The sequence below is a fragment of the Lutibacter holmesii genome, from assembly GCF_042679665.1.
Taxonomy (GTDB): domain Bacteria; phylum Bacteroidota; class Bacteroidia; order Flavobacteriales; family Flavobacteriaceae; genus Lutibacter; species Lutibacter holmesii.
This window is the reverse complement of record NZ_JBHTMV010000006.1, coordinates 128,709-149,335: the sequence shown is the minus strand read 5'-3', so window position 1 is coordinate 149,335 and position 20,627 is coordinate 128,709. Positions and strand designations below refer to the sequence as shown.

The window sequence follows — 20,627 nt, the reverse complement described above, 5'->3', positions numbered from 1 at the left end:
ATGAAAACAGCATATATAGTACAAGGATATAGAACAGCGGTTGGTAAAGCACCTCGCGGAGTTTTTAGGTTTAAAAGACCTGATGAATTAGCTGCTGAAACAATAGAACATTTATTAAAAGATGTTCCACAACTAGATAAACATAGAATTGATGATGTAATAGTTGGTAACGCCATGCCAGAAGCAGAACAAGGTTTAAATATGGGGCGTTTAGTTTCATTAATGGGATTAAAAATTGAAGACGTTCCAGGAATGACAGTCAATCGTTATTGCGCTTCAGGACTAGAAACTGTAAGTATTGCCGTTGCTAAAATACAATCTGGAATGGCTGATTGCATTGTTGCCGGTGGTGTAGAAAGTATGAGTTACATTCCTATGGGTGGTTATCGCCCTGTGCCTAATTACAAATCAGCCAAAGAAGGACATGAAGATTATTATTGGGGAATGGGATTAACCGCAGAAGCAGTAGCTCAACAATTTAAAGTTTCGCGTGAAGATCAAGATGAGTTCTCATTTAAATCGCATATGAAAGCTTTGGAAGCACAAGCAAAAGGAACTTTTAATGATGATATTGTTCCAATTACAGTTGAAAATGTTTTTTTAGATGAAAACGGTAAAAAACAAACAAAAAACTACATTGTTAAAGAAGACGAAGGTCCACGAAAAGGAACATCAATTGAAGCCTTAGCAAAACTAAAACCTGTTTTTGCGCAAGGAGGTAGTGTAACTGCAGGAAACTCTTCTCAAATGAGTGATGGAGCTGCCTTTTTATTGGTAATGAGTGAAGAAATGGTAAAAGAATTAAATATTGAACCTATTGCTCGTATGGTTTCTTTTGCAGCCGTTGGTATTGATCCTAAAATTATGGGAATGGGACCTGTAAAAGCAGTCCCAAAAGCATTAAAACAAGCTAACTTAACACTTAATGATATTGATTTAATTGAATTAAATGAAGCCTTTGCATCTCAATCTTTAGCTGTTATGCGTGAGCTAGATGTAAACCAAGACATTGTAAATGTAAATGGAGGAGCCATTGCTTTGGGACACCCACTTGGTTGTACTGGTGCTAAACTTTCAGTTCAATTATTGAATGAGATGAGACGACGTAAAAACAAATATGGTATTGTAACTATGTGTGTTGGAACAGGTCAAGGAGCGGCAGGTGTTTATGAATTATTAAAATAACTAAAATCTATCTAAAAAATGGCAACAATTAAAGGAGGAGAATTCCTAATAAAAGAAATTAAAGCTGAAGATATTTTTATTTCTGAAGAGTTTAATGAAGAACAAAAAATGATGAAAGAGGCGGTTATTGAATTTATAGACCGCGAAGTTTGGCCACATAAAGAACGTTTTGAAGGTAAAGATTATGCACTTACAGAAGAAGTAATGCGCAAAGCTGGAGAAATGGGTTTTTTAGGTGTTTCTATCCCTGAAAAATACGGTGGAATTGGAATGGGATTTGTTTCAACAATGTTGGTTACAGATTATATTTCATCAGCAACAGGGTCTGTAGGAACGGCTTTTGGAGCACACACAGGAATTGGAACTATGCCAATTTTCTTGTACGGAACTGAAGATCAAAAAAATAAATATTTACCACTATTAACTTCTGGAGAAAAATTTGGAGCGTATTGTTTAACTGAGCCTGAAGCAGGTTCTGATGCTAACTCAGGAAAAACAACGGCCGAATTAACTGCAGATGGAAAACATTATAAAATTAACGGACAAAAAATGTGGATTTCAAACGCAGGTTTTGCCGAAATATTTATAGTTTTTGCTCGGATTGAAGACGATAAAAAAATCACAGCATTCATTTTAGAATTCGATAAAGAAAATCCAAACGGTGTAACTTTAGGTGAAGAAGAACATAAACTAGGTATCACCTCTTCTTCTACCCGACAAGTATTTTTTAACGACACGCTAATTCCTGTTGAGAATATGCTTTCAGAAAGAGCTAAAGGTTTTAAAATAGCCATGAACTCTTTAAATGTGGGACGTATTAAATTAGGAGCTGCTTGTTTAGATGCTAGTAGACGAATTATTACGCACGCCGTACAATATGGTAATGAGCGTAAACAATTTAAAACGGCCATTTCTAATTTTGGAGCAATTCAAAAAAAGTATGCTGAAATGTGCACAAAAACTTTTAGTATAGATGCTGCGTGTTATAGAGCTGCAAAGGATATTCAAAATATGATTGACAGTCTTTTAGCTAAAGGAAAATCACACCAAGATGCTGAATTAGCTGCTTTTCAAGAATATGCAATAGAGTGCGCTATTATAAAAGTATACGCTTCAGAAGTTTCTCAATTTGTTTCTGATGAAGGAATTCAAATTTATGGCGGAATGGGATTCTCAAAAGACACACCTATGGAAAGTGCTTGGAGAGATGCTCGTATTACACGAATTTATGAAGGAACTAACGAAATAAACAGACTTTTAACTGTTGGAATGTTGCTTAAAAAAGCAATGAAAGGTGAAATTGATGTAATAACACCAGCAATGGAAGTTGGAAATAGTTTAATGGGAATTCCTTCTTTTGATATTCCTGATTTTTCTGAAGTACTTTCTGAAGAAAAAGCCATGATTGAAAAATTGAAGAAAGCATTTTTAATGGTTGCCGGGAAAGCTGTGCAAACTTTTGGAATGGAACTAGATAAACATCAGCAGTTAATTTTAGCTGCATCTGAAATTATGATTGAAATTTACTTGGCTGAATCTTCAATTTTAAAAGCTGAAAAATTAGCAAAATCAACTTCAGAAGAAGAAGCTAAATGCCAAATTGCAATGGCTCAATTAAATTTATTTAATGCCGTTGAAACTACAAGCAGTTTTGGTAAAGAAGCTATTTTATATTTTGCCGATGGAGATGAACAACGTATGATGTTAATGGGATTAAAACGTTTTACAAAATATACAAATAACCCAAATCCAATTGCATTAAGAAAAATAATAGCTGAAAAATTAATTACTGAAAACAAGTATTGCTTTTAATAAGTAACATTTTATTTTTAACTATTAAAAAGCTGAAACAAATTTGTTTCAGCTTTTTTTTATTCACAATTAAAAATACAATTCATTTTTTTTGTAACTTTAAAGAAGAAATCAGCACCAAGCTTGCATCCCAATTAGTAAATCATAAAAACTACTATCATGAAACAAAAAATTGGAATTTGGATTGACACACGACAAGCATTTATTGTTAAACTTTCAAACGATAAACATACTGTTAAAATAATTGAATCAAATATAGATACCCGAGAAAGAGTTGAAGGTGAATCTAAAAAATACGGAAGATTTGGAGGTCAATATTTAACTTACGAAAAGCACCAACAAAATCGTAAAAAAGAACAAACTAATATTTATTTCAAAAATTTACTAAAGGAAATTCAAACATGTGAAAGTGTGGTACTTTTTGGTCCTTCTCAAATGAAAAACTTATTTGAAAAGGAACTTAAAAACAATATGCAATTTGCATCTAAACTAGTTGGAGTTCACAGTTCAGATCTTTTAACTGAAAACCAAACTATTGCTTGGGTTAAAGACTTTTACAAATAGTAAATAATTATGAAAGCTTTTAAAAATGCTTTGCAATACCTACGGTAAAAGCATAAACATTGTAGCCTTCTTTTATATCCCAAAAGAATCCAACTGGGATTGACCAATCTTGTGCTACGTGAAATGAGTATTCTGTTCCTACCCTAACTACTGCTAGGTTTTCATTTTTTTCAAACTCCATACCTGCACCTGCAAAAACACCCCATTTTGGTAATACTTCATATGCACCAACAGCTAATACCAAAAATGCATTTTCACGCTCAAGATTATCTTTATGCGGAATAATATAATGACCAAGTTGAATATCTAATTTAACACCAACCTCCCATTTTTCAGAAATTTCTCTATAATAATCAATTCCAATACTAGAAACCCAATGCCCTTCTTCTTCATTAACATCACCATGTTCAAACCCCTCTTTTATATGATCAATTCCATAATCAATCGCAATTTTATTTTTTCCATGAGATATGGTGTGCTCTTCTTCGTTATGAGAAATATCTTCTGAATGCTGTGCCAACATTGTAGTTGAAACAAATAAAATACCAAGTAATAATTTAAAGCTTTTCATTTCTAATTTTTTAAAATTTTCATCAAATTTAACTAAAAAAGAAAAAAACACTATATTTAAATGCATTAAATACTCATTATGAAACTTAAAAAACTGATTTACTTACACATAATTTTACTTTGTAGTTTTATTACTTTACAAGCACAAAATAGCAATGTTTACAATTTTGAAACTACAAATGGAACACTTACAATTCAACCAATATTTCACGGAAGTTTAGTTCTAACGTATAAAAACACTACCATTTATGTGGACCCTTATGGAGGTCAAAAATTGTATGCTAATTTAAAATCACCCGACATTGTATTGATGACAGACATACATCCAGATCATTTAAATTTAAGCACATTAGATTCTATAAACACCAAAAACGCATTGTTTATAACACCACAAGCCGTTGCAGATAAACTTCCAGAGAAATACAAATCAACAATTTCTATAATTAATAATAACCAAGCTATTCACAGATTAGGTATTTACATAAAAGCTATACCTATGTATAATTTACCTGTTGATCCACCAAGTAAAAAACATCCAAAAGGTAGAGGAAATGGTTATTTATTAAAAATAGATAATAAAACTATATACATTTCAGGAGATACTGAAGATATTCCTGAAATGAGACAATTGAGAAATATTGATATTGCTTTTGTTTGCATGAATTTACCCTACACCATGACAGTAGATCAAGCGGCAAGTGCGGTTTTAGAATTTCAACCTAAAGTAGTTTTTCCTTTTCATTACAGAGGCGCCAATGGCTATAGCGATGTTGATAAATTTAAAAAATTGGTGAATGATAAAAACCAAAAAATTGAAGTTATTTTAGCTGAATGGTACCCAAAAAATTAATTTTTTAAAATATTTTTTCCAATCTCACATTGTAAACACAACTGTTTGCTACAATATTCATTTTTTAATTGTAATAATGCTTGGGTTTTAAAAGCATTTTCGCTTTTAATTTTAAGCGAATCAAACTTTAAAATAATACTATTTTTCTCAGGTTTCACATCTTCTAGCAGTTGCAATAATGAACTAAAATCTGTTTTACCCATACTTTTCAAATAAGAAAATTTTAATGGAATTATGGTATTTATTAGTAACAAATCTACAAATGACTTTGTTATTTTTTTAGAGCTTTTTTTAGACTCTGTTGCAAAAGTATAATGTGTTTTCCAAAACTCTGAAGTTCCTACATCAAACAAATTATAATAAATTTCAATGGGCTGTATTTCCATTAATTTTGAAAACAAATTTTGATGTAAATGGTACAGTGAAGCTAACTGAGATAAGCGAATAGTAGGGAAATTATTTGGACGTAATCTAAAAAATTGAACTTGACCTGAAGAAATTGGAGTTAATTTAAATTTCACTTTTAAGTATTCATATTCTTTTTTTAACACTTCAAAATACGATGCTTCACTGTTTTTTGTTAACAAACCTGCTTGACCCAAAAACAAAGCTTCAAGTTGCAGAGCATTACTTGACACTTTTCTAACTATTGAAAAATCAAATGAAGCAGCAAAATTCAAAAAAGGTTCAGCATTAATTTTCAAACCAAAATTTTGAGCTAACAATAAAAATAACACAGCCTCCCAATTATTATTTGTAGTTTGTAAAAACTTGTGAATTTTAAGTGATTTTTGTTCTAACCGTTCAATATATAAACGTTCTAAAAAATGTGCAATTACAAAATGATCGATTACAGGAATTTCATTCTCACAATTAATCCATTTTTTATTTTGACTAAAAAGACGCTCATAATTTTGTAATACTTCTTTTGAAATAAAATTTTTAAGCTCTAATGTTGGAATTACTGTATTTGTTTTTCTAAAAACTTCAACATCATGCTCCCAAACAACATGTAAAATAACAGAATCATAATTTTCATCAATCTCATGACGGTGAATATACCAATCTGAAGATTTTACATGAATTTCAACATTTCCTGCCCATAACTGACCATTAATTTCAATTTTCGAATTAAAAAAATCAGGTCCAGAATTAAAATTTTGCAACCCTGCAGACACTACATGAATATTTTCTGAAGTAACTGATTGCAACTTTTTTGATGTAAACAGTTGGAGTTTCCATATAAAATGGAGTAAGTTTTCTTTCATAGCAATTGAATAACTTTGATAAAGTTAAAAATTAACTTTTACTTATAAAAATTCGAATGAAAGGTTGCTTAAAATGTAATCAATTTTAAGTAAATTTGTAATCCAATTTTTATAAAATGAATATAATTAATAGTTTAGAATGGAGATACGCAACTAAAAAGTTTGATGCAACCAAAAAGCTGTCAAACCAACAAGTTGATACTTTAAAAAAAGCATTCAATTTAACTGCTACATCCTTTGGTTTACAACCATTAAAAATGGTGGTAATAAGTAATAAAGAATTGCAAGAAAAAATTTTAGAACACGCCTATTACCAACGTCAAGTTGCTGATGCATCACATCTACTAGTTTTATGTATTGAAAATGACACAACTTCAGAAGATATTAATAACTATTTTGACCTAGAAAAGAAAACTAGAAATATTGAAGAAAGTGTAATTTCAAATTTTAGAAAGCAACTATTAGAGATGTATGCTAACAAATCTTTGGAAGAAAAACAACAATCTGCCATTTATCAAACTTATATTGCACTTGGAAACTTAATGACCGTTTGTGCTGTTGAAAAAATTGACTGCTGCCCAATGGAAGGTTTTGTACCTTCAAAAGTAGACGAATTATTGAATTTAGAAGAGAAAAACTTGAAATCAGTTTTATTATTACCAGTTGGTTTTAGAGCTGATGATGATGTAATGATTGCTATGAAAAAAGTAAGAAAATCGCTGAGTGAAACTATCATAGAAATACTATAAACAACTAATAAAATCAAATTATGAGCAAAGAAGTAAGAGCTCTTGAACCTAAAGTACTTTGGAACAATTTTGCCGACTTAAACGCGGTACCAAGAGGTTCAAAAAAAGAGGAAAAAGTAATACAATTTATGGTTGATTTTGGAAAAAAATTAAACCTAGAAACTATAGTTGACCCTGTTGGAAATGTAATTATTAAAAAACCTGCTTTTAAAGGTTTTGAAAATAGAAAAACCATTGTTATGCAATCGCATTTAGATATGGTTCACCAAAAAAATGCTGATACTATTTTTGATTTTGATACAGAAGGTATTAAAATGAAAATTGAAGGCGATTGGGTAAAAGCTGAAGGAACAACTTTAGGTGCTGATAATGGCTTAGGAGTAGCTGCAATTATGAGTGTTTTAGCTGCTACTGACATTAAACATCCTGCGATTGAAGCGCTTTTTACTATTGATGAAGAAACGGGTATGACAGGTGCTATGGGACTTCAAGAAGGATATTTAGATGGTGAAATTTTATTAAACTTAGATACCGAAGAAGATGATGAAATTGACATAGGTTGTGCCGGAGGTATTGATATTTCAGCAAATAACACCTATAATGAAGTTAACACACCTACAAATAGTACTGGATATTCAATTGCCGTTACAGGCTTAAACGGTGGACACTCTGGAATGGATATTCATAGAGGTTTAGGAAACGCAAATAAAATTATGAATCGCGTTTTGTATGAAGCGCAAGAGTTTCTTCGTATTTCAGAAATTAACGGTGGAAGCTTAAGAAACGCTATTCCAAGAGAAAGTTTTGCTAAAATTGCTGTTTACAATTCACAAAAAGATGCTTTTTTAAAGAAAACTCAAAAAGTTGTTAAAGCTATAAAAGCTGAATTTAAAACCATAGATCCTAATTTAGCTATTAACATTGAGCCAATTGATTTACCTAGTAAAGTAATGACTACAATTAGCCAAACCAATTTATTAAAAGCATTATATGCTGCTCACAATGGTGTTTACCGTATGAGTAATGATATGGAAGGCTTGGTAGAAACTTCAAACAATATAGCAAGAGTAATAGTAAAAGATGAAGACATTACCATTTTATGTTTAACAAGATCATCTGTTGAATCTTTAAAAAATGATTTGGCAAATACATTAAAAGCTACATTTGAATTGGTAAGTTATACCGTTACACAATCTGGATCATATCCTGGATGGAAACCAAATATGAATTCTCCTATTTTAACTGTTTTAAGTGAAAAATACGAAGAACTGTTTGGTGAAAAAGCAAATGTGGTAGCTTGTCATGCCGGATTAGAATGTGGTATTTTAGGAACAAATTACCCAGAAATGGATATGATTTCTTTTGGACCAACAATTCATGGAGCGCATTCACCAGATGAAAGAGCTCACATAAAATCATCACAAAAATTTTGGAAATTTCTGTTAACAATTTTAGAAAATATTCCATTAAAAAACTAAAAATAAGGGTAAAGAGGTTGAATTTTCAACCTCTTTTCTTTTATATCTTTGTTAACAATATTCCCTTTTAAAAACCATAAATAATCGTATTTTTACAGCTTAAATTAATTTAATATTTTTTATGGGTAAAATTATTGCAATTGCCAATCAAAAAGGTGGTGTAGGTAAAACTACAACTACAGTAAACCTTGCTGCTGCTTTGGGTGTTTTGGAAAAGAAAGTATTATTAATTGATGCTGATCCCCAAGCGAATGCATCTTCTGGGCTAGGAATAGCTATTGAAGATGTTGAACACGGTACTTATCAATTATTAGAACACGCTGTAACTGCCAAAGATGCAATTGTTGAAACCAACTCACCAAATGTTTCTTTAATTCCTGCGCATATAGACTTAGTTGCTATTGAAATTGAACTAGTAGATAAAATGAATAGAGAATATATGTTAAAAGAAGCTTTAGCTAAAATTAAAGACGACTTTGATTATATTTTAATTGATTGCGCACCTTCATTAGGTTTAATTACACTAAACGCACTAGTAGCTGCTAACTCCGTAATTATTCCAATACAATGTGAGTATTTTGCTTTAGAAGGTTTAGGTAAATTACTAAATACTATAAAAAGTATTCAAAATATTCACAATGCAGAATTAGATATTGAAGGACTACTTTTAACAATGTATGACTCTCGTTTACGCTTGTCAAATCAAGTTGTTGAAGAAGTAAAAAAACATTTTCAGGATATGGTTTTCAAAACAATTATTCAAAGAAATGTTAGGCTTAGTGAAGCACCAAGTTATGGCGAAAGTATTATTGCCTATGATGCAACTAGCAGAGGAGCCGTAAATTATATTAACTTAGCAAATGAAATTTTAAAAAATCATAATAAGGATGGCAAAAGCAATTAAAAAACAAGCCCTTGGAAGAGGTCTATCTGCCTTATTAAAAGAAACGCCTTCAGATGTAACGTCAGCAAGTGATAAAAACGCTGATAAAGTTGTAGGAAACATACTTGAAATTGAGCTAGACTTAATTGAAGTAAACCCATACCAACCAAGAACTTATTTCAATGAAGAAGCGTTACAAGAATTAGCCAGTTCTATTAAAGAATTAGGAGTTATTCAACCAATAACTGTACGTAAACTAGAAGGAAACAAGTTTCAATTAGTTTCTGGTGAACGTAGGTTTAGAGCTTCAAAATTAATAGGAAATAAAACTGTTCCTGCTTATATAAGAATTGCCAACGACCAAGAAATGCTAGAAATGGCATTGGTTGAAAACATTCAACGTAAAGACTTAGATCCTATTGAAGTTGCCCTTTCATACCAACGATTAATTGATGAAATTGATTTAACTCAAGAACAAATGAGTACGCGTGTTGGTAAAAAACGTTCAACAATTAGTAATTACTTACGTTTATTAAAGTTAGACCCAATTGTACAAACAGGAATGCGCGACGGTTTTTTATCAATGGGGCACGGAAGAGCTTTAATTAATATTGAAAACGCTGAAGACCAATTAGGTGTTTACGAAAAAATAATTGAACAAAAACTATCTGTTCGACAAACGGAACAATTGGTTAAAAGTATGAAAGAAGGAGTTCAAACTCCGATACAAAAACCTTCAAAACAAGTTGAAACACCAAAGTTTGTTAGTAAAGGATTAAAAACTTTTAGCGAATATTTTGGGCATAAAATTGATGTTAAATTATCTGGTGAAGACAAAGGTAAAATTATAATTCCTTTTCACTCTGAAGAAGATTTTAACCGTCTAAAAAAACTATTACAATAGTGATAAAAAAGCAGCTATACCTATTTTTAATTATAACTACTTTAAGCGTAATTCAATCATTTTCGCAAGAAGAAGTAACAATTAAAGTTGCGGACACACTCAAATCAAAATCATATGAGTTCAATCCGCTTTCACCTGCAAAAGCAGCATTTTATTCTGCTGTTTTACCAGGAATGGGACAAGCTTACAATAAAAAGTATTGGAAAATTCCAATTGTATATGGAGCCTTAGGAACTGGCGTATATTTTTATGTATGGAATAACGATAATTACGTAAAATATCAAGAAGCATACAAGCTAAGAATAAACGGAAAACCAGATGATTTTGATGGTTTAAACGGAAATCCATATTTATCTGAAGACACATTAATATCTGCACAAGAAAGGTTTAAAAGTGATAGAGATTTATCATTATTAATTACCATTGGTATGTATGTATTACAAATTGTTGAAGCCAGTGTAAATGCACACTTACTTCAACATAATGTAGATAATAATTTATCTTTTAGACCTAAATTAATTAAAAATAATGTAACCAATAAATCTGTATTTGTTGGTTCTATAAACTATAATTTTTAACGTGTTTGAAAGCACTTATTAAAACAAGACTGCAATCGCGTATAAAAACATAAAACACAAAATTAAATGAAAATAGCATTACTTGGTTATGGCCGAATGGGTAAAACAATTGAGCAAATTGCACTTAATAAAGGGCATGAAATTGTTTTAAAAGTAGATGAAAACACTGTAAATTACGATATCACAATTGCTGATGTTGCTATTGATTTTAGTATTCCTTCAGTTGCATTTAATAATATTTCAACTTGTTTAAAAAATAATGTGCCAGTTGTTAGTGGTACAACAGGTTGGTTAGACAAATTTGATGACGCTGTAGCACTTTGTAAACAACACAACGGTGGATTTATATATGCTTCAAACTTTAGTTTAGGAGTAAATATATTTTTTGAATTGAATGAGACTTTAGCCAAAATGATGAAAAATTTAGAGCAGTACCAAATTTCAATGGAAGAAATTCATCATACCAAAAAATTAGATGCTCCAAGCGGAACTGCAATAACACTTGCTGAAGACATTATTAAGCATAGCAATAAAAGTAATTGGGCTTTAAATGTAACAAAAACTGATACTGAAATACCTATAGTTGCAAAACGTATTCCTGATGTACCAGGAACACACACTGTAGAATATAGCTCACAAGTAGACACCATTGAAATTAAGCATACAGCACATAACCGTGATGGTTTTGCCCAAGGTGCAGTTGTTGCTGCTGAATGGCTAGTTGGTAAAAAAGGGTTATTTACAATGAAAGACGTTTTAGGCTTAAAATAATATAAAAAAATAGTTATTATGACATTAATGGGATGGTTCATTTCTTTTCTAGTAATTCAGCTTATTCATTTTGCTGGAACTTGGAAATTATATAGCAAAGCAGGAAGAAAACCTTGGGAAGCAATTGTACCTGTTTACAATGCAATTGTATTAATGAAAATTATTAATCGTCCAACGTGGTGGGTAATTTTACTTTTTATACCTGTTATAAACCTGTTAATGTTCCCTATAATTTGGATAGAAACAGCACGTAGCTTTGGCAAAAACTCTAATGTTGATACAATTTTAGCAGTAATTACTTTAGGCTTTTATAACTATTATTTAAACTATGTTGCTGATGTAAATTATATTGAAGACAGAAGCTTAAAACCAAGAACTGAATTAGGTGAATGGGTAAGTTCTATTGCTTTTGCAATTATTGCAGCAACTTTGGTACATACCTACGTGATGCAACCTTATACTATTCCAACTTCATCATTAGAAAAATCATTATTAATTGGTGATTTCCTATTTGTAAGTAAGTTTCATTATGGTGCAAGAGTTCCTATGACTCCAATTGCGGCTCCTATGGTTCATGATTCACTTCCTTTTATTGGTACAAAATCATACTTGAACAAACCGCAACTTCCTTATATGAGAATTCCAGGTTTTCAAGACATAAAACGGAATGAAATAGTTGTGTTTAGTTGGCCTGTTGATACTGTTCAACGCTTTTTTGATAAATCAAATATTCACATTCAAAAACCAATTGATAAAAAATCAAATTACGTAAAACGTTGCGTTGGTATCGCCGGAGATTCCTTAGAAATTAGAGATGGCTATATTTATATTAATGGAGAAAAAACAGTACTTCCAGACAGAACAAAAACTCAGTATATTCATAAAGTAGAAACAAATGGTCAATTAAGTGCTACAACTTTAAAAAGATACAATGTTACTGAAGGTAGCAATATGGGTGATTTTTATTACCTAAATTTAACAGATGAAAACGCTGCAAAATTAGCAAAGAATCCATTAGTTAAAAGCGTTGTAAAACAAATTGAACCTGCAGGAAATTATGATGCTGGTGTTTTTCCACATGATTCAAGATATGCTTGGTCTAAAGATAATTTTGGTCCAATTTACATTCCTGAAGAAGGAAAAACTGTTGAATTAAATGCTGCTTCACTTCCTTTTTATAAAAGAATTATTGAAGAATATGAGCATAACGATTTAACTGTAAATGGTAATGAAATATTTATTAATGGTAAATTGGCAACTTCATACACCTTCAAACAAAATTATTATTGGATGATGGGTGATAACCGTCATAATTCTGAAGATGCTCGTTATTGGGGTTATGTACCTTTTGACCACGTAGTTGGAAAACCTGTTTTTATTTGGTTTAGTTGGGACACCAACGGACAAGGTATAAAAAACAAAATTAGATGGGAACGCCTATTTACAACAGTACACGGAAGCGGTGAACCAGTTTCATATTTGTATTACTTTTTAGCTGCACTAGCAATTTGGTACGGAGTAAGTACTTATAGAAAACGTAGAAAATAAATAACAAATACACAATCGCTTTTTTGATTCATTTCAAAAAAGCGATTTTATTTTAACTTATGATTTTAATTCAACCAACTTATTTCTCTCCTATAATACAGTATGTTGGTATAGTAAATGCTAACAAAATAATTTTTGAAGTTGAAGACAATTTTCAAAAACAAACGTATAGAAATCGCTGTTATATAAACACAGCAAACGGCAAGCACTTATTAAATGTTCCTGTACAGCATAATAAAGGTATTAAACAGAAGACAAAGGATGTTAAAATTGATTATAAAGACAGTTGGAATAAATTACATTTAAAAACGCTTCAAACAGCTTATAATTCTTCTCCATTTTTTGAATTTTATATTGATGATTTACTGGCCGTTTTTGAAAAACAAACTACTTTTTTATTAGACCTCAATTTAAAGTGCCACAACTTTATTATGGATTGTTTACAAATTGATATTGCAACACATAAAACAACAGCATATTCAGTTGAAACAACAAATACCGATTTAAGAAAATTAGCCATAGCAAAAGGTGAAAAACCTTTTCAATTAGAACGTTACATTCAAGTTTTTGAAGAAAACAATGGCTTTATTCCAAACCTAAGTATTTTAGATTTAATATTTATGGAAGGTCCAAATACATTAAATTACTTAGAAAGTCAACAAATTACATTTTAAATTGGAAGTACTAAGGTTTATAACGCATTACGGAATGCATTTTTTAGTTCCTGGTTTAATTGCCTACGTATTCTTTAAAAAAGAATGGAAAAAAGTTTGGCTCATATTTGCGCTAACTATGTTAGTAGATTTAGATCACCTTTTTGCGTCACCATTATTTGACCCTAACAGGTGTAGCATTAATTTTCATCCGCTACACTCCTACTACGCAATTGCAATTTATACTGTACTTTTAATTCCTTCAAAAACAAGAATTGTTGCAATAGGATTATTGTTTCATATGATTACTGATTTTGTAGACTGCCAATGGCATTAATTTTGTTTTATCAACTTTTTTTGATTTTATTCAATATTTCTCATTTATAATTTATAACTTTAATAGCCTCAAAATCATATACTAAAATTTAATTTTTAGAATAATAATCAAAAAAACAGGACGCTATATTCTTACTATTTCAACAATTTTGTTTGTTGCATATGGCTTGTACTTTAAAATCCAAAACAACATCACTGAAATTGATTATTCCTTATTAAAAAATGGAGACTTAGTTTTAAGGTGCGGAAAATCTACAGAAAGTTATGCCGTTCATATAGCTGATGCTACTTCTGAATTTACACATATTGGAATTCTTATTTTTGAAAACAACAATCCATATGTAATTCATGCTGTTCCACATAAATTAAACACTGTAAAAAAGGATGCATTCACAGATTTTTGCAGCCCTAAAAAAGCATCAAAAATTGCTGTTTACCGAAGTTCGTTAACCAATAGTAAAATTCAACATATTTGTAATGAAGCTATACGTTTTTATAATGAAAAGTATGTATTTGATTCAAAGTACGATTTAAAAACTAACAAACAACTGTATTGTACAGAACTCATTTTAAAAGCATTTAAAAACTCAGGTATTCAACTCCACCTTCAATCAAAAGAATTCAATTATATGTTTGGGAAACACGCAATTATTTTCCCTTCTGAATTCACAAAACTCCCCTTTAAAAAAGTAAATATTAATAGTTAAATTCTATATTATGAAACATTTTAAAATTTTATCAATTGTACTCGCATTATTTGCAATAACATTTACTTCTTGTTCAACTGGCTCTTCGCCAGGAGATGTGATTGTAAAATCATATGATTTAATTAAAGCGGAGAAATATGAAGCTGTTTCCAAACTTTATGTAAAAAAAGGTGGTGAAAAACTATCAAAAGATGAAGCAAAAAAAGTGGAAGGACTTTTTGGAATGGCTGCTTCTGAAATGGAAAAAAAAGACGGCTATAAAAGTATTACCATAAACAATGAAGAAATTTCAGAAGATGGAAATTCTGCCCACGTTGAATACACAATTGAATATAAAAACGGTGACAAAGATGAACAAGATAGCCAACTTTTAAAAGTAGACGGCAATTGGTTTATTTTATTTTCAATGAATTAATTTAATCCATCAAAAATTAACATAAAAAAACCAGCTAAATAGCTGGTTTTTATTTTATAAACGATTAAAAATATTTATCTAATCAATTTTTTATACTTAATACGTTTTGGCATTAAATCACCGCCCAAACGTTTTTTCTTATTCTCTTCATATTCAGAGAAAGAACCTTCAAAGAAATATACTTGAGAATCTCCTTCAAAAGCTAAAATATGTGTACATATTCTATCTAAAAACCATCTATCGTGACTAATAACTACTGCACAACCAGCAAAGTTTTCTAAACCTTCTTCTAATGCTCGTAATGTATTTACATCTAAATCATTTGTTGGCTCATCTAATAACAATACGTTTCCTTCTTCACGTAACGTCATTGCTAAATGCAAACGGTTACGCTCACCACCAGAAAGTGTATTTACTTTTTTGTTTTGCTCGCTTCCTGAGAAATTAAAACGACTTAAATAAGCACGTGAATTTACTTGCTTTCCTCCCATTAAAATTAACTCTTGTTCATCAGCAAAGTTTTGCCAAATTGTTTTTTCAGGATCTATATTTGAATGACTCTGATCTACATAGGCAATTTGAGCAGTTTCTCCAACTTTAAACTCTCCTTTATCTGAAGTTTCTTCACCCATAATCATTTTAAAAATAGTAGTTTTACCAGCACCATTAGGTCCAATAATTCCTACAATTCCTGCTTGTGGTAAATTAAAGTTTAAGTCTTCATATAATAATTTATCTCCAAATGCTTTTGAAACTCCTGTAGCTTCAATAACATTGGTTCCTAAACGCGGACCATTTGGAATGTAAATTTCTAATTTCTCATCCAATTGATTTTGGTCTTGACTCATTAATTTGTCATAGTTTTTCAAACGAGCTTTTTGCTTAGTTTGACGACCTTTTGCTCCTTGTCTAACCCATTCTAACTCTCGTTCTAATGTTTTTTGACGTTTTGAAGCTGTTTTAGATTCTTGTTCTAATCGTTTTGATTTTTGATCTAACCAAGTTGAGTAATTTCCTTTCCAAGGAATACCTTCACCTCTATCTAATTCTAAAATCCATCCAGCAACATTATCTAAGAAATATCTATCGTGCGTTACCGCAATTACGGTTCCTTTATATTGTTGTAAATGGTGTTCTAACCAGTGTACAGATTCTGCATCTAAATGGTTGGTAGGCTCATCTAACAACAAAACATCTGGCTCTTGCAATAACAATCTACACAACGCAACTCTTCTGCGCTCACCACCCGATAGGTTTTTAATTGGAGTATCTCCATCTGGTGTACGCAAGGCATCCATTGCAATGTCTAACTTTGTATCTAATTCCCAAGCATTAGCAGCATCAATTTTATCTTGAAGATCTGCTTGCTGAGCCATTAATTTTTCCATTTTATCTGGATCAGAATACACTTCTTCTAACCCAAACATATCATTTATTTTATTGTATTCATCTAAAATTGCTACTGTTTCAGCAACTCCTTCTTTAACAATATCAATAACTGTTTTATCCTCATCTAACTTTGGTTCTTGAGATAAGTAACCAACAGAATATCCAGGAGCAAAAACTACGTCACCTTGATAGTTTTTTTCTATCCCTGCAATAATTTTTAACAAGGTAGATTTTCCCGAACCGTTTAAACCTAAAATTCCAATTTTAGCTCCATAAAAAAAGCTTAAATAGATATCTTTTAATACTTGTTTATTTGCCCCTTGGTAGGTTTTACTTAAGGCGGACATTGAAAAGATTACTTTCTTATCGTCTGACATATTTTTTATTCTAATTTTTTAAATTTATAAATATTAGGTAATACTTTTAATTACATTCTGCCTTTTAAAGCATTAAACACCCAAGCATTGGCAAAAAAACCAACTCCAACAGCTGCAAAACCCCATCCTGCAACATCATCATATCTAAATGCACCTAATGCAATTAACAAAAGCCCCATAAATATCATTATAAAAGTAGCCCAAGCTAGTACTGTATTTTTATTCATTTTATGTATTTGTTTTTATTAATATCCTTAAAAAGGATAATCAAGTTCGCAAATATCGTAAAATTATGATGAAATAAACAAAAAACACACTTTTGTGAGTGTGTTTTAACAAAGTAACCTTGATGATTTTAAATATAAATTTTCATTTTTAATTATAATGATTAGCCTTTTTAAAAGGAATTATCCAATTTTAATAGGCGATTTTGATAAAATTAACTTTAGAAATTACAATTTTATGCATTTCTAAACTTATCTAATAATTCATTTAATAATTTTGCTTCTTTGGTTGAAATAGATGATGCTACCTTTATTTCATCTATCTTTATTTTGCTTAATAAATCTAAACCTTTTTCATTAATCTCAACATAAACAACACGCCTATCATTTTCACATCGTGTGCGTTCAATGAAGCCTTTTTCGTATAATTTATCCATTAATCGCGTAGAATTAGGCGATTTTTGAACCATACGCTCTTTTATAGTTTTAACTGTTATTGCTTTTTTTGCGCCTTTTAAAATTCTAAGAATATTATATTGCTGCTCTGAAATATTAAATGGTTTAAAAAATGTATTACCAATATTATCTAAATGATTTGCTGTAAACTTTATATTTAGCAATGCCTTAATTTGTTCATTTGGAAATTTAGAATTGATTTCTTTTGAAAACTCAGCCATTTCTAAACCGCTTTTTGAAAATCATTAACCAAGTTTAATAAAGCCGTTTTTAAATCTTTATTTATTAACTCATTATCTTTAAAATTATCAAAAAATGAAGGTATTGCTAGGCTTCCAATTATTTCACCTCCATTAAAAGGGAATCTTGCCTTAGCAATATCTAAAACTGTTTGCCCGCCTCTCTCTCCTGGTGAAGTAGCTAATAATAACATAGGTTTATTTTGCCATACTTTTCCATCAATTCGTGACAACCAATCAAACACATTTTTAAAAGCTGCAGAATAAGCTCCATTATGCTCAGCAAAAGAAATTATAAAACCATCAGCTTTTTTAAAAACAGCTTGTAAATCATTTGCTAATGTTGGTATTCCCTTTTCATTTTCAATATCAATTGAAAAAATAGGCATTTCGTAATTGTTCAAATCAAGCTTTAAAAGTTCCACTTCGTTTAATAAACTTCCAGTATATTCAGCCAATATTTTATTGATAGAATTTTTACTAGAACTTGCTCCAATTGTTATAATCTTTTTCATTTTTAAATTGTTTTAGGTTCAACTAGCTTTTTTCCGAAAAAATAAGACACCAACAACAAAACCATTGCTATTACAGCACCTGTTTGTTCGCCATCATTTATCATTATATGTGCAAAAAACGCCAAAATAAACTCAAAAAATAATGCTGAATACGCCCATTCTTTAATTTTTGACTGACCTTGCGTTATTAATACCACTACAGCCGCTACTTTTAATACTGCCAAAGGATAAATAATATAAGTAGGATACCCAAAGCTAGTAAACATACCTTGTACAGCTTCGTTATTAAATACATACATTCCTGCAGACATTAGTAATAAAGCACTTAATAACCCGGTTGCTGCCCAATAAATAATTTTGTTTGTCTTCATTTTAATTAGTTTTTAGTTTTGCCAAATGTACAAAATATAATTTTATTTACCTAGGTATTTATTGTTTGGGTATATATGTAATGTTTATTAACATTCATTTTGTACTTTAGCTGTCAATAAATGGTAAACATAAATGGACATTAACTTCAATAAAAACGAAGATTTTAACAAGCTTCAATTAGCTGCATTAAAAAAGAAACTTTTAAAAGTTTATAAAGGAGGTGGCGATGCTAGAATTGAAAAGCATAAAGCAAAAGGGAAATTAACTGCTAGAGAAAGAATTGAGTATCTATTTGACAGCAACCGTGATTCTATAGAAATTGGTGCTTTAGTTGGAGATGAAATGTACAAAGAACATGGTGGATGTCCTTCTGGAGGTGTTGTTGTAAAAATTGGCTATATAGAAGGAAAACAATGTATTGTAGTCGCCAATGATGCTACGGTAAAAGCTGGTGCTTGGTTTCCAATCACAGGAAAAAAGAATTTACGTGCGCAAGAAATAGCTATTGAAAATAAAATTCCAATCATTTATTTAGTAGACAGTGCAGGTGTGTACTTACCTATGCAAGATGAAATTTTTCCTGACAAAGAACATTTTGGAAGAATTTTTAGAAATAATGCCGTTATGAGCAGTATGGGAATTACACAAATTTCTGCTATAATGGGAAGCTGTGTTGCAGGTGGTGCTTATTTGCCTATTATGAGTGATGAGGCTATGATTGTTGACAAAACTGCAAGTATATTTTTAGCAGGAAGTTATTTAGTAAAAGCTGCAATTGGAGAAAGTATAGACAATGAAACTTTAGGAGGCGCCACAACACATTGTGAAATTAGTGGCGTTACAGATTATAAAGCAGCTGATGATAAAGATGCTTTAGATAAAATAAGAAAAATTGTTAGTAAAATTGGTGATTTTGATAAAGCTGGTTTCAATAGAATTGCTTCCATAAAACCAAAAGAAAACGAAGAAGATATTTTTGGTATTTTACCAAAATTAAGAACAGACCAATACGAGACTCGTGAAATTATAAAACGTTTGGTTGATAATTCTGAATTTGAAGAATATAAAAAAGACTACGGAAAAACTATTATTTGCGCGTATGCAAGAATTGATGGTTGGGCAGTTGGTATTGTTGCCAATCAACGTAAAGTTGTAAAAAATGGCAACAAAGAAATGCAATTTGGCGGTGTTATTTATTCTGATAGTGCCGACAAAGCAACTCGTTTTATTGCTAATTGTAACCAAAAGAAAATTCCGTTAGTTTTTTTACAAGATGTGACTGGTTTTATGGTTGGTAGTAAAAGTGAACACGGAGGCATTATAAAAGATGGTGCCAAAATGGTAAACGCTGTTAGCAACTCAGTAGTGCCAAAATTTACAATTATCACTGGAAATTCATACGGAGCAGGTAATTACGCAATGTGTGGAAAAGCTTACGATCCGCGCTTAATTGTTGCTTGGCCTTCAGCTAGACTAGCAGTTATGGGAGGTTCTCAAGCAGCCAAAGTTTTACTGCAAATAGAAACCGCATCTTTAAAAAAACAAGGTGAGCTAATTACACCTGAAAAAGAAAAAGAAATATTGGCTACAATTGAAGAGAAATACAACGCACAAACTTCACCATATTATGCCGCTGCAAGACTATGGACAGACGGCGTTATAAATCCGTTAGATACCAGAAAATGGATTAGTATGGGAATTGAAGCTGCAAACCACGCACCTATAAAAAAACAATTTAATTTAGGTGTAATTCAAGTTTAAAAATACCGAATATAAACAAGCGT

Annotated in this window: 23 protein-coding genes; 16 read left to right on the top strand and 7 right to left on the bottom strand. The window is 30.8% G+C overall.

The window, feature by feature from the left end:
- The 3 genes from ACFQ5N_RS12355 (at nt 1) to ACFQ5N_RS12345 (ending at nt 3,561) form a co-directional block, all read left to right on the top strand.
- Nucleotides 1-1,185, top strand: coding sequence for an acetyl-CoA C-acyltransferase (locus tag ACFQ5N_RS12355; protein ID WP_386809900.1), 1,185 nt, complete (start codon nt 1-3; stop codon nt 1,183-1,185).
- An 18-nt stretch (nt 1,186-1,203) separates the two neighbouring features.
- Nucleotides 1,204-2,997 carry an acyl-CoA dehydrogenase family protein gene (locus ACFQ5N_RS12350; RefSeq protein WP_386809899.1) on the top strand — a complete coding sequence of 598 codons (1,794 nt, stop codon included), beginning with the start codon at nt 1,204-1,206 and terminating at the stop codon, nt 2,995-2,997.
- A 159-nt stretch (nt 2,998-3,156) separates the two neighbouring features.
- Nucleotides 3,157-3,561: a hypothetical protein gene (locus ACFQ5N_RS12345; RefSeq protein WP_386809898.1), complete on the top strand. Its 405-nt coding sequence runs from the start codon at nt 3,157-3,159 to the stop codon at nt 3,559-3,561.
- Nucleotides 3,562-3,580: 19 nt separating this feature from the next.
- Here ACFQ5N_RS12345 and ACFQ5N_RS12340 read toward each other — a convergent pair whose 3' ends face one another.
- Nucleotides 3,581-4,132, bottom strand: a complete 552-nt coding sequence (locus ACFQ5N_RS12340) for a hypothetical protein (protein ID WP_386809897.1) — start codon at nt 4,130-4,132, stop codon at nt 3,581-3,583.
- A gap of 78 nt (nt 4,133-4,210) precedes the next feature.
- Between ACFQ5N_RS12340 and ACFQ5N_RS12335 the strand changes: the two genes are divergently transcribed.
- Nucleotides 4,211-4,981, top strand: a complete 771-nt coding sequence (locus ACFQ5N_RS12335) for an MBL fold metallo-hydrolase (RefSeq protein ID WP_386809896.1) — start codon at nt 4,211-4,213, stop codon at nt 4,979-4,981.
- On the opposite strand, the gene ACFQ5N_RS12330 is transcribed toward ACFQ5N_RS12335, so the two are convergent.
- On the bottom strand, nt 4,978-6,249 hold the full coding sequence (locus ACFQ5N_RS12330; RefSeq protein WP_386809895.1) for a DUF2851 family protein: 1,272 nt from the start codon (nt 6,247-6,249) through the stop codon (nt 4,978-4,980). The genes ACFQ5N_RS12335 and ACFQ5N_RS12330 overlap by 4 nt on opposite strands.
- 116 nt (nt 6,250-6,365) lie before the next feature.
- On the opposite strand from ACFQ5N_RS12330, the gene ACFQ5N_RS12325 reads away from it, so the two are divergent.
- The 11 genes from ACFQ5N_RS12325 to ACFQ5N_RS12275 all read left to right on the top strand — a co-directional run bounded on the left by ACFQ5N_RS12325 (nt 6,366) and on the right by ACFQ5N_RS12275 (nt 15,271).
- Nucleotides 6,366-6,998, top strand: coding sequence for an NAD(P)H-dependent oxidoreductase (locus ACFQ5N_RS12325; RefSeq protein WP_386809893.1), 633 nt, complete (start codon nt 6,366-6,368; stop codon nt 6,996-6,998).
- A 20-nt stretch (nt 6,999-7,018) separates the two neighbouring features.
- Nucleotides 7,019-8,476 carry an aminoacyl-histidine dipeptidase gene (locus ACFQ5N_RS12320; RefSeq protein WP_386809892.1) on the top strand — a complete coding sequence of 486 codons (1,458 nt, stop codon included), beginning with the start codon at nt 7,019-7,021 and terminating at the stop codon, nt 8,474-8,476.
- 121 nt (nt 8,477-8,597) lie between these two features.
- On the top strand, nt 8,598-9,380 hold the full coding sequence (locus ACFQ5N_RS12315) for a ParA family protein (protein WP_386809891.1): 783 nt from the start codon (nt 8,598-8,600) through the stop codon (nt 9,378-9,380).
- Nucleotides 9,364-10,263: a ParB/RepB/Spo0J family partition protein gene (locus ACFQ5N_RS12310; protein ID WP_386809890.1), complete on the top strand. Its 900-nt coding sequence runs from the start codon at nt 9,364-9,366 to the stop codon at nt 10,261-10,263. The genes ACFQ5N_RS12315 and ACFQ5N_RS12310 overlap by 17 nt, the downstream gene beginning before the upstream one ends.
- Nucleotides 10,263-10,841: a DUF5683 domain-containing protein gene (locus tag ACFQ5N_RS12305; protein WP_386809889.1), complete on the top strand. Its 579-nt coding sequence runs from the start codon at nt 10,263-10,265 to the stop codon at nt 10,839-10,841. Before ACFQ5N_RS12310 ends, ACFQ5N_RS12305 begins: the two co-directional genes overlap by 1 nt.
- Before the next feature lie 66 nt (nt 10,842-10,907).
- Nucleotides 10,908-11,612 (top strand): 4-hydroxy-tetrahydrodipicolinate reductase, encoded by a 705-nt coding sequence (gene dapB, locus ACFQ5N_RS12300; RefSeq protein WP_386809887.1) that lies wholly within the window; start codon nt 10,908-10,910, stop codon nt 11,610-11,612.
- Nucleotides 11,613-11,630: 18 nt separating this feature from the next.
- Nucleotides 11,631-13,160, top strand: coding sequence for a signal peptidase I (gene lepB / locus ACFQ5N_RS12295; protein ID WP_386809886.1), 1,530 nt, complete (start codon nt 11,631-11,633; stop codon nt 13,158-13,160).
- 59 nt (nt 13,161-13,219) lie between these two features.
- Complete coding sequence (locus ACFQ5N_RS12290; RefSeq protein WP_386809885.1) at nt 13,220-13,834, top strand: WbqC family protein; 615 nt, start codon at nt 13,220-13,222, stop codon at nt 13,832-13,834.
- A gap of 1 nt (nt 13,835) precedes the next feature.
- Nucleotides 13,836-14,150 (top strand): DUF6122 family protein, encoded by a 315-nt coding sequence (locus ACFQ5N_RS12285; RefSeq protein WP_386809884.1) that lies wholly within the window; start codon nt 13,836-13,838, stop codon nt 14,148-14,150.
- Nucleotides 14,151-14,298: 148 nt separating this feature from the next.
- Nucleotides 14,299-14,856, top strand: a complete 558-nt coding sequence (locus ACFQ5N_RS12280; RefSeq protein WP_386809883.1) for a YiiX/YebB-like N1pC/P60 family cysteine hydrolase — start codon at nt 14,299-14,301, stop codon at nt 14,854-14,856.
- A gap of 10 nt (nt 14,857-14,866) precedes the next feature.
- Nucleotides 14,867-15,271 carry a hypothetical protein gene (locus tag ACFQ5N_RS12275; protein ID WP_386809882.1) on the top strand — a complete coding sequence of 135 codons (405 nt, stop codon included), beginning with the start codon at nt 14,867-14,869 and terminating at the stop codon, nt 15,269-15,271.
- Between the two features lie 74 nt (nt 15,272-15,345).
- Here the strand turns inward: ACFQ5N_RS12275 and ettA are convergent, their stop codons facing one another.
- From ettA to ACFQ5N_RS12250, 5 genes are all read right to left on the bottom strand, one after another.
- A complete protein-coding gene (gene ettA, locus ACFQ5N_RS12270; RefSeq protein ID WP_386809881.1) occupies nt 15,346-17,037 on the bottom strand; it encodes an energy-dependent translational throttle protein EttA in 1,692 nt (563 codons plus the stop codon).
- Between the two features lie 50 nt (nt 17,038-17,087).
- Nucleotides 17,088-17,264, bottom strand: coding sequence for a CAL67264 family membrane protein (locus ACFQ5N_RS12265; protein ID WP_386809879.1), 177 nt, complete (start codon nt 17,262-17,264; stop codon nt 17,088-17,090).
- A 233-nt stretch (nt 17,265-17,497) separates the two neighbouring features.
- Complete coding sequence (locus tag ACFQ5N_RS12260) at nt 17,498-17,938, bottom strand: MarR family winged helix-turn-helix transcriptional regulator (protein ID WP_386809878.1); 441 nt, start codon at nt 17,936-17,938, stop codon at nt 17,498-17,500.
- Nucleotides 17,939-17,940: 2 nt separating this feature from the next.
- Nucleotides 17,941-18,471: an NADPH-dependent FMN reductase gene (locus ACFQ5N_RS12255; protein WP_386809877.1), complete on the bottom strand. Its 531-nt coding sequence runs from the start codon at nt 18,469-18,471 to the stop codon at nt 17,941-17,943.
- 2 nt (nt 18,472-18,473) lie between these two features.
- Entirely contained in the window at nt 18,474-18,842 is a 369-nt protein-coding gene (locus ACFQ5N_RS12250; protein ID WP_386809876.1) for a DoxX family protein, read from the bottom strand.
- A 133-nt stretch (nt 18,843-18,975) separates the two neighbouring features.
- On the opposite strand from ACFQ5N_RS12250, the gene ACFQ5N_RS12245 reads away from it, so the two are divergent.
- Nucleotides 18,976-20,604 carry an acyl-CoA carboxylase subunit beta gene (locus tag ACFQ5N_RS12245; RefSeq protein ID WP_386809875.1) on the top strand — a complete coding sequence of 543 codons (1,629 nt, stop codon included), beginning with the start codon at nt 18,976-18,978 and terminating at the stop codon, nt 20,602-20,604.
- Nucleotides 20,605-20,627 lie beyond the last annotated feature (23 nt).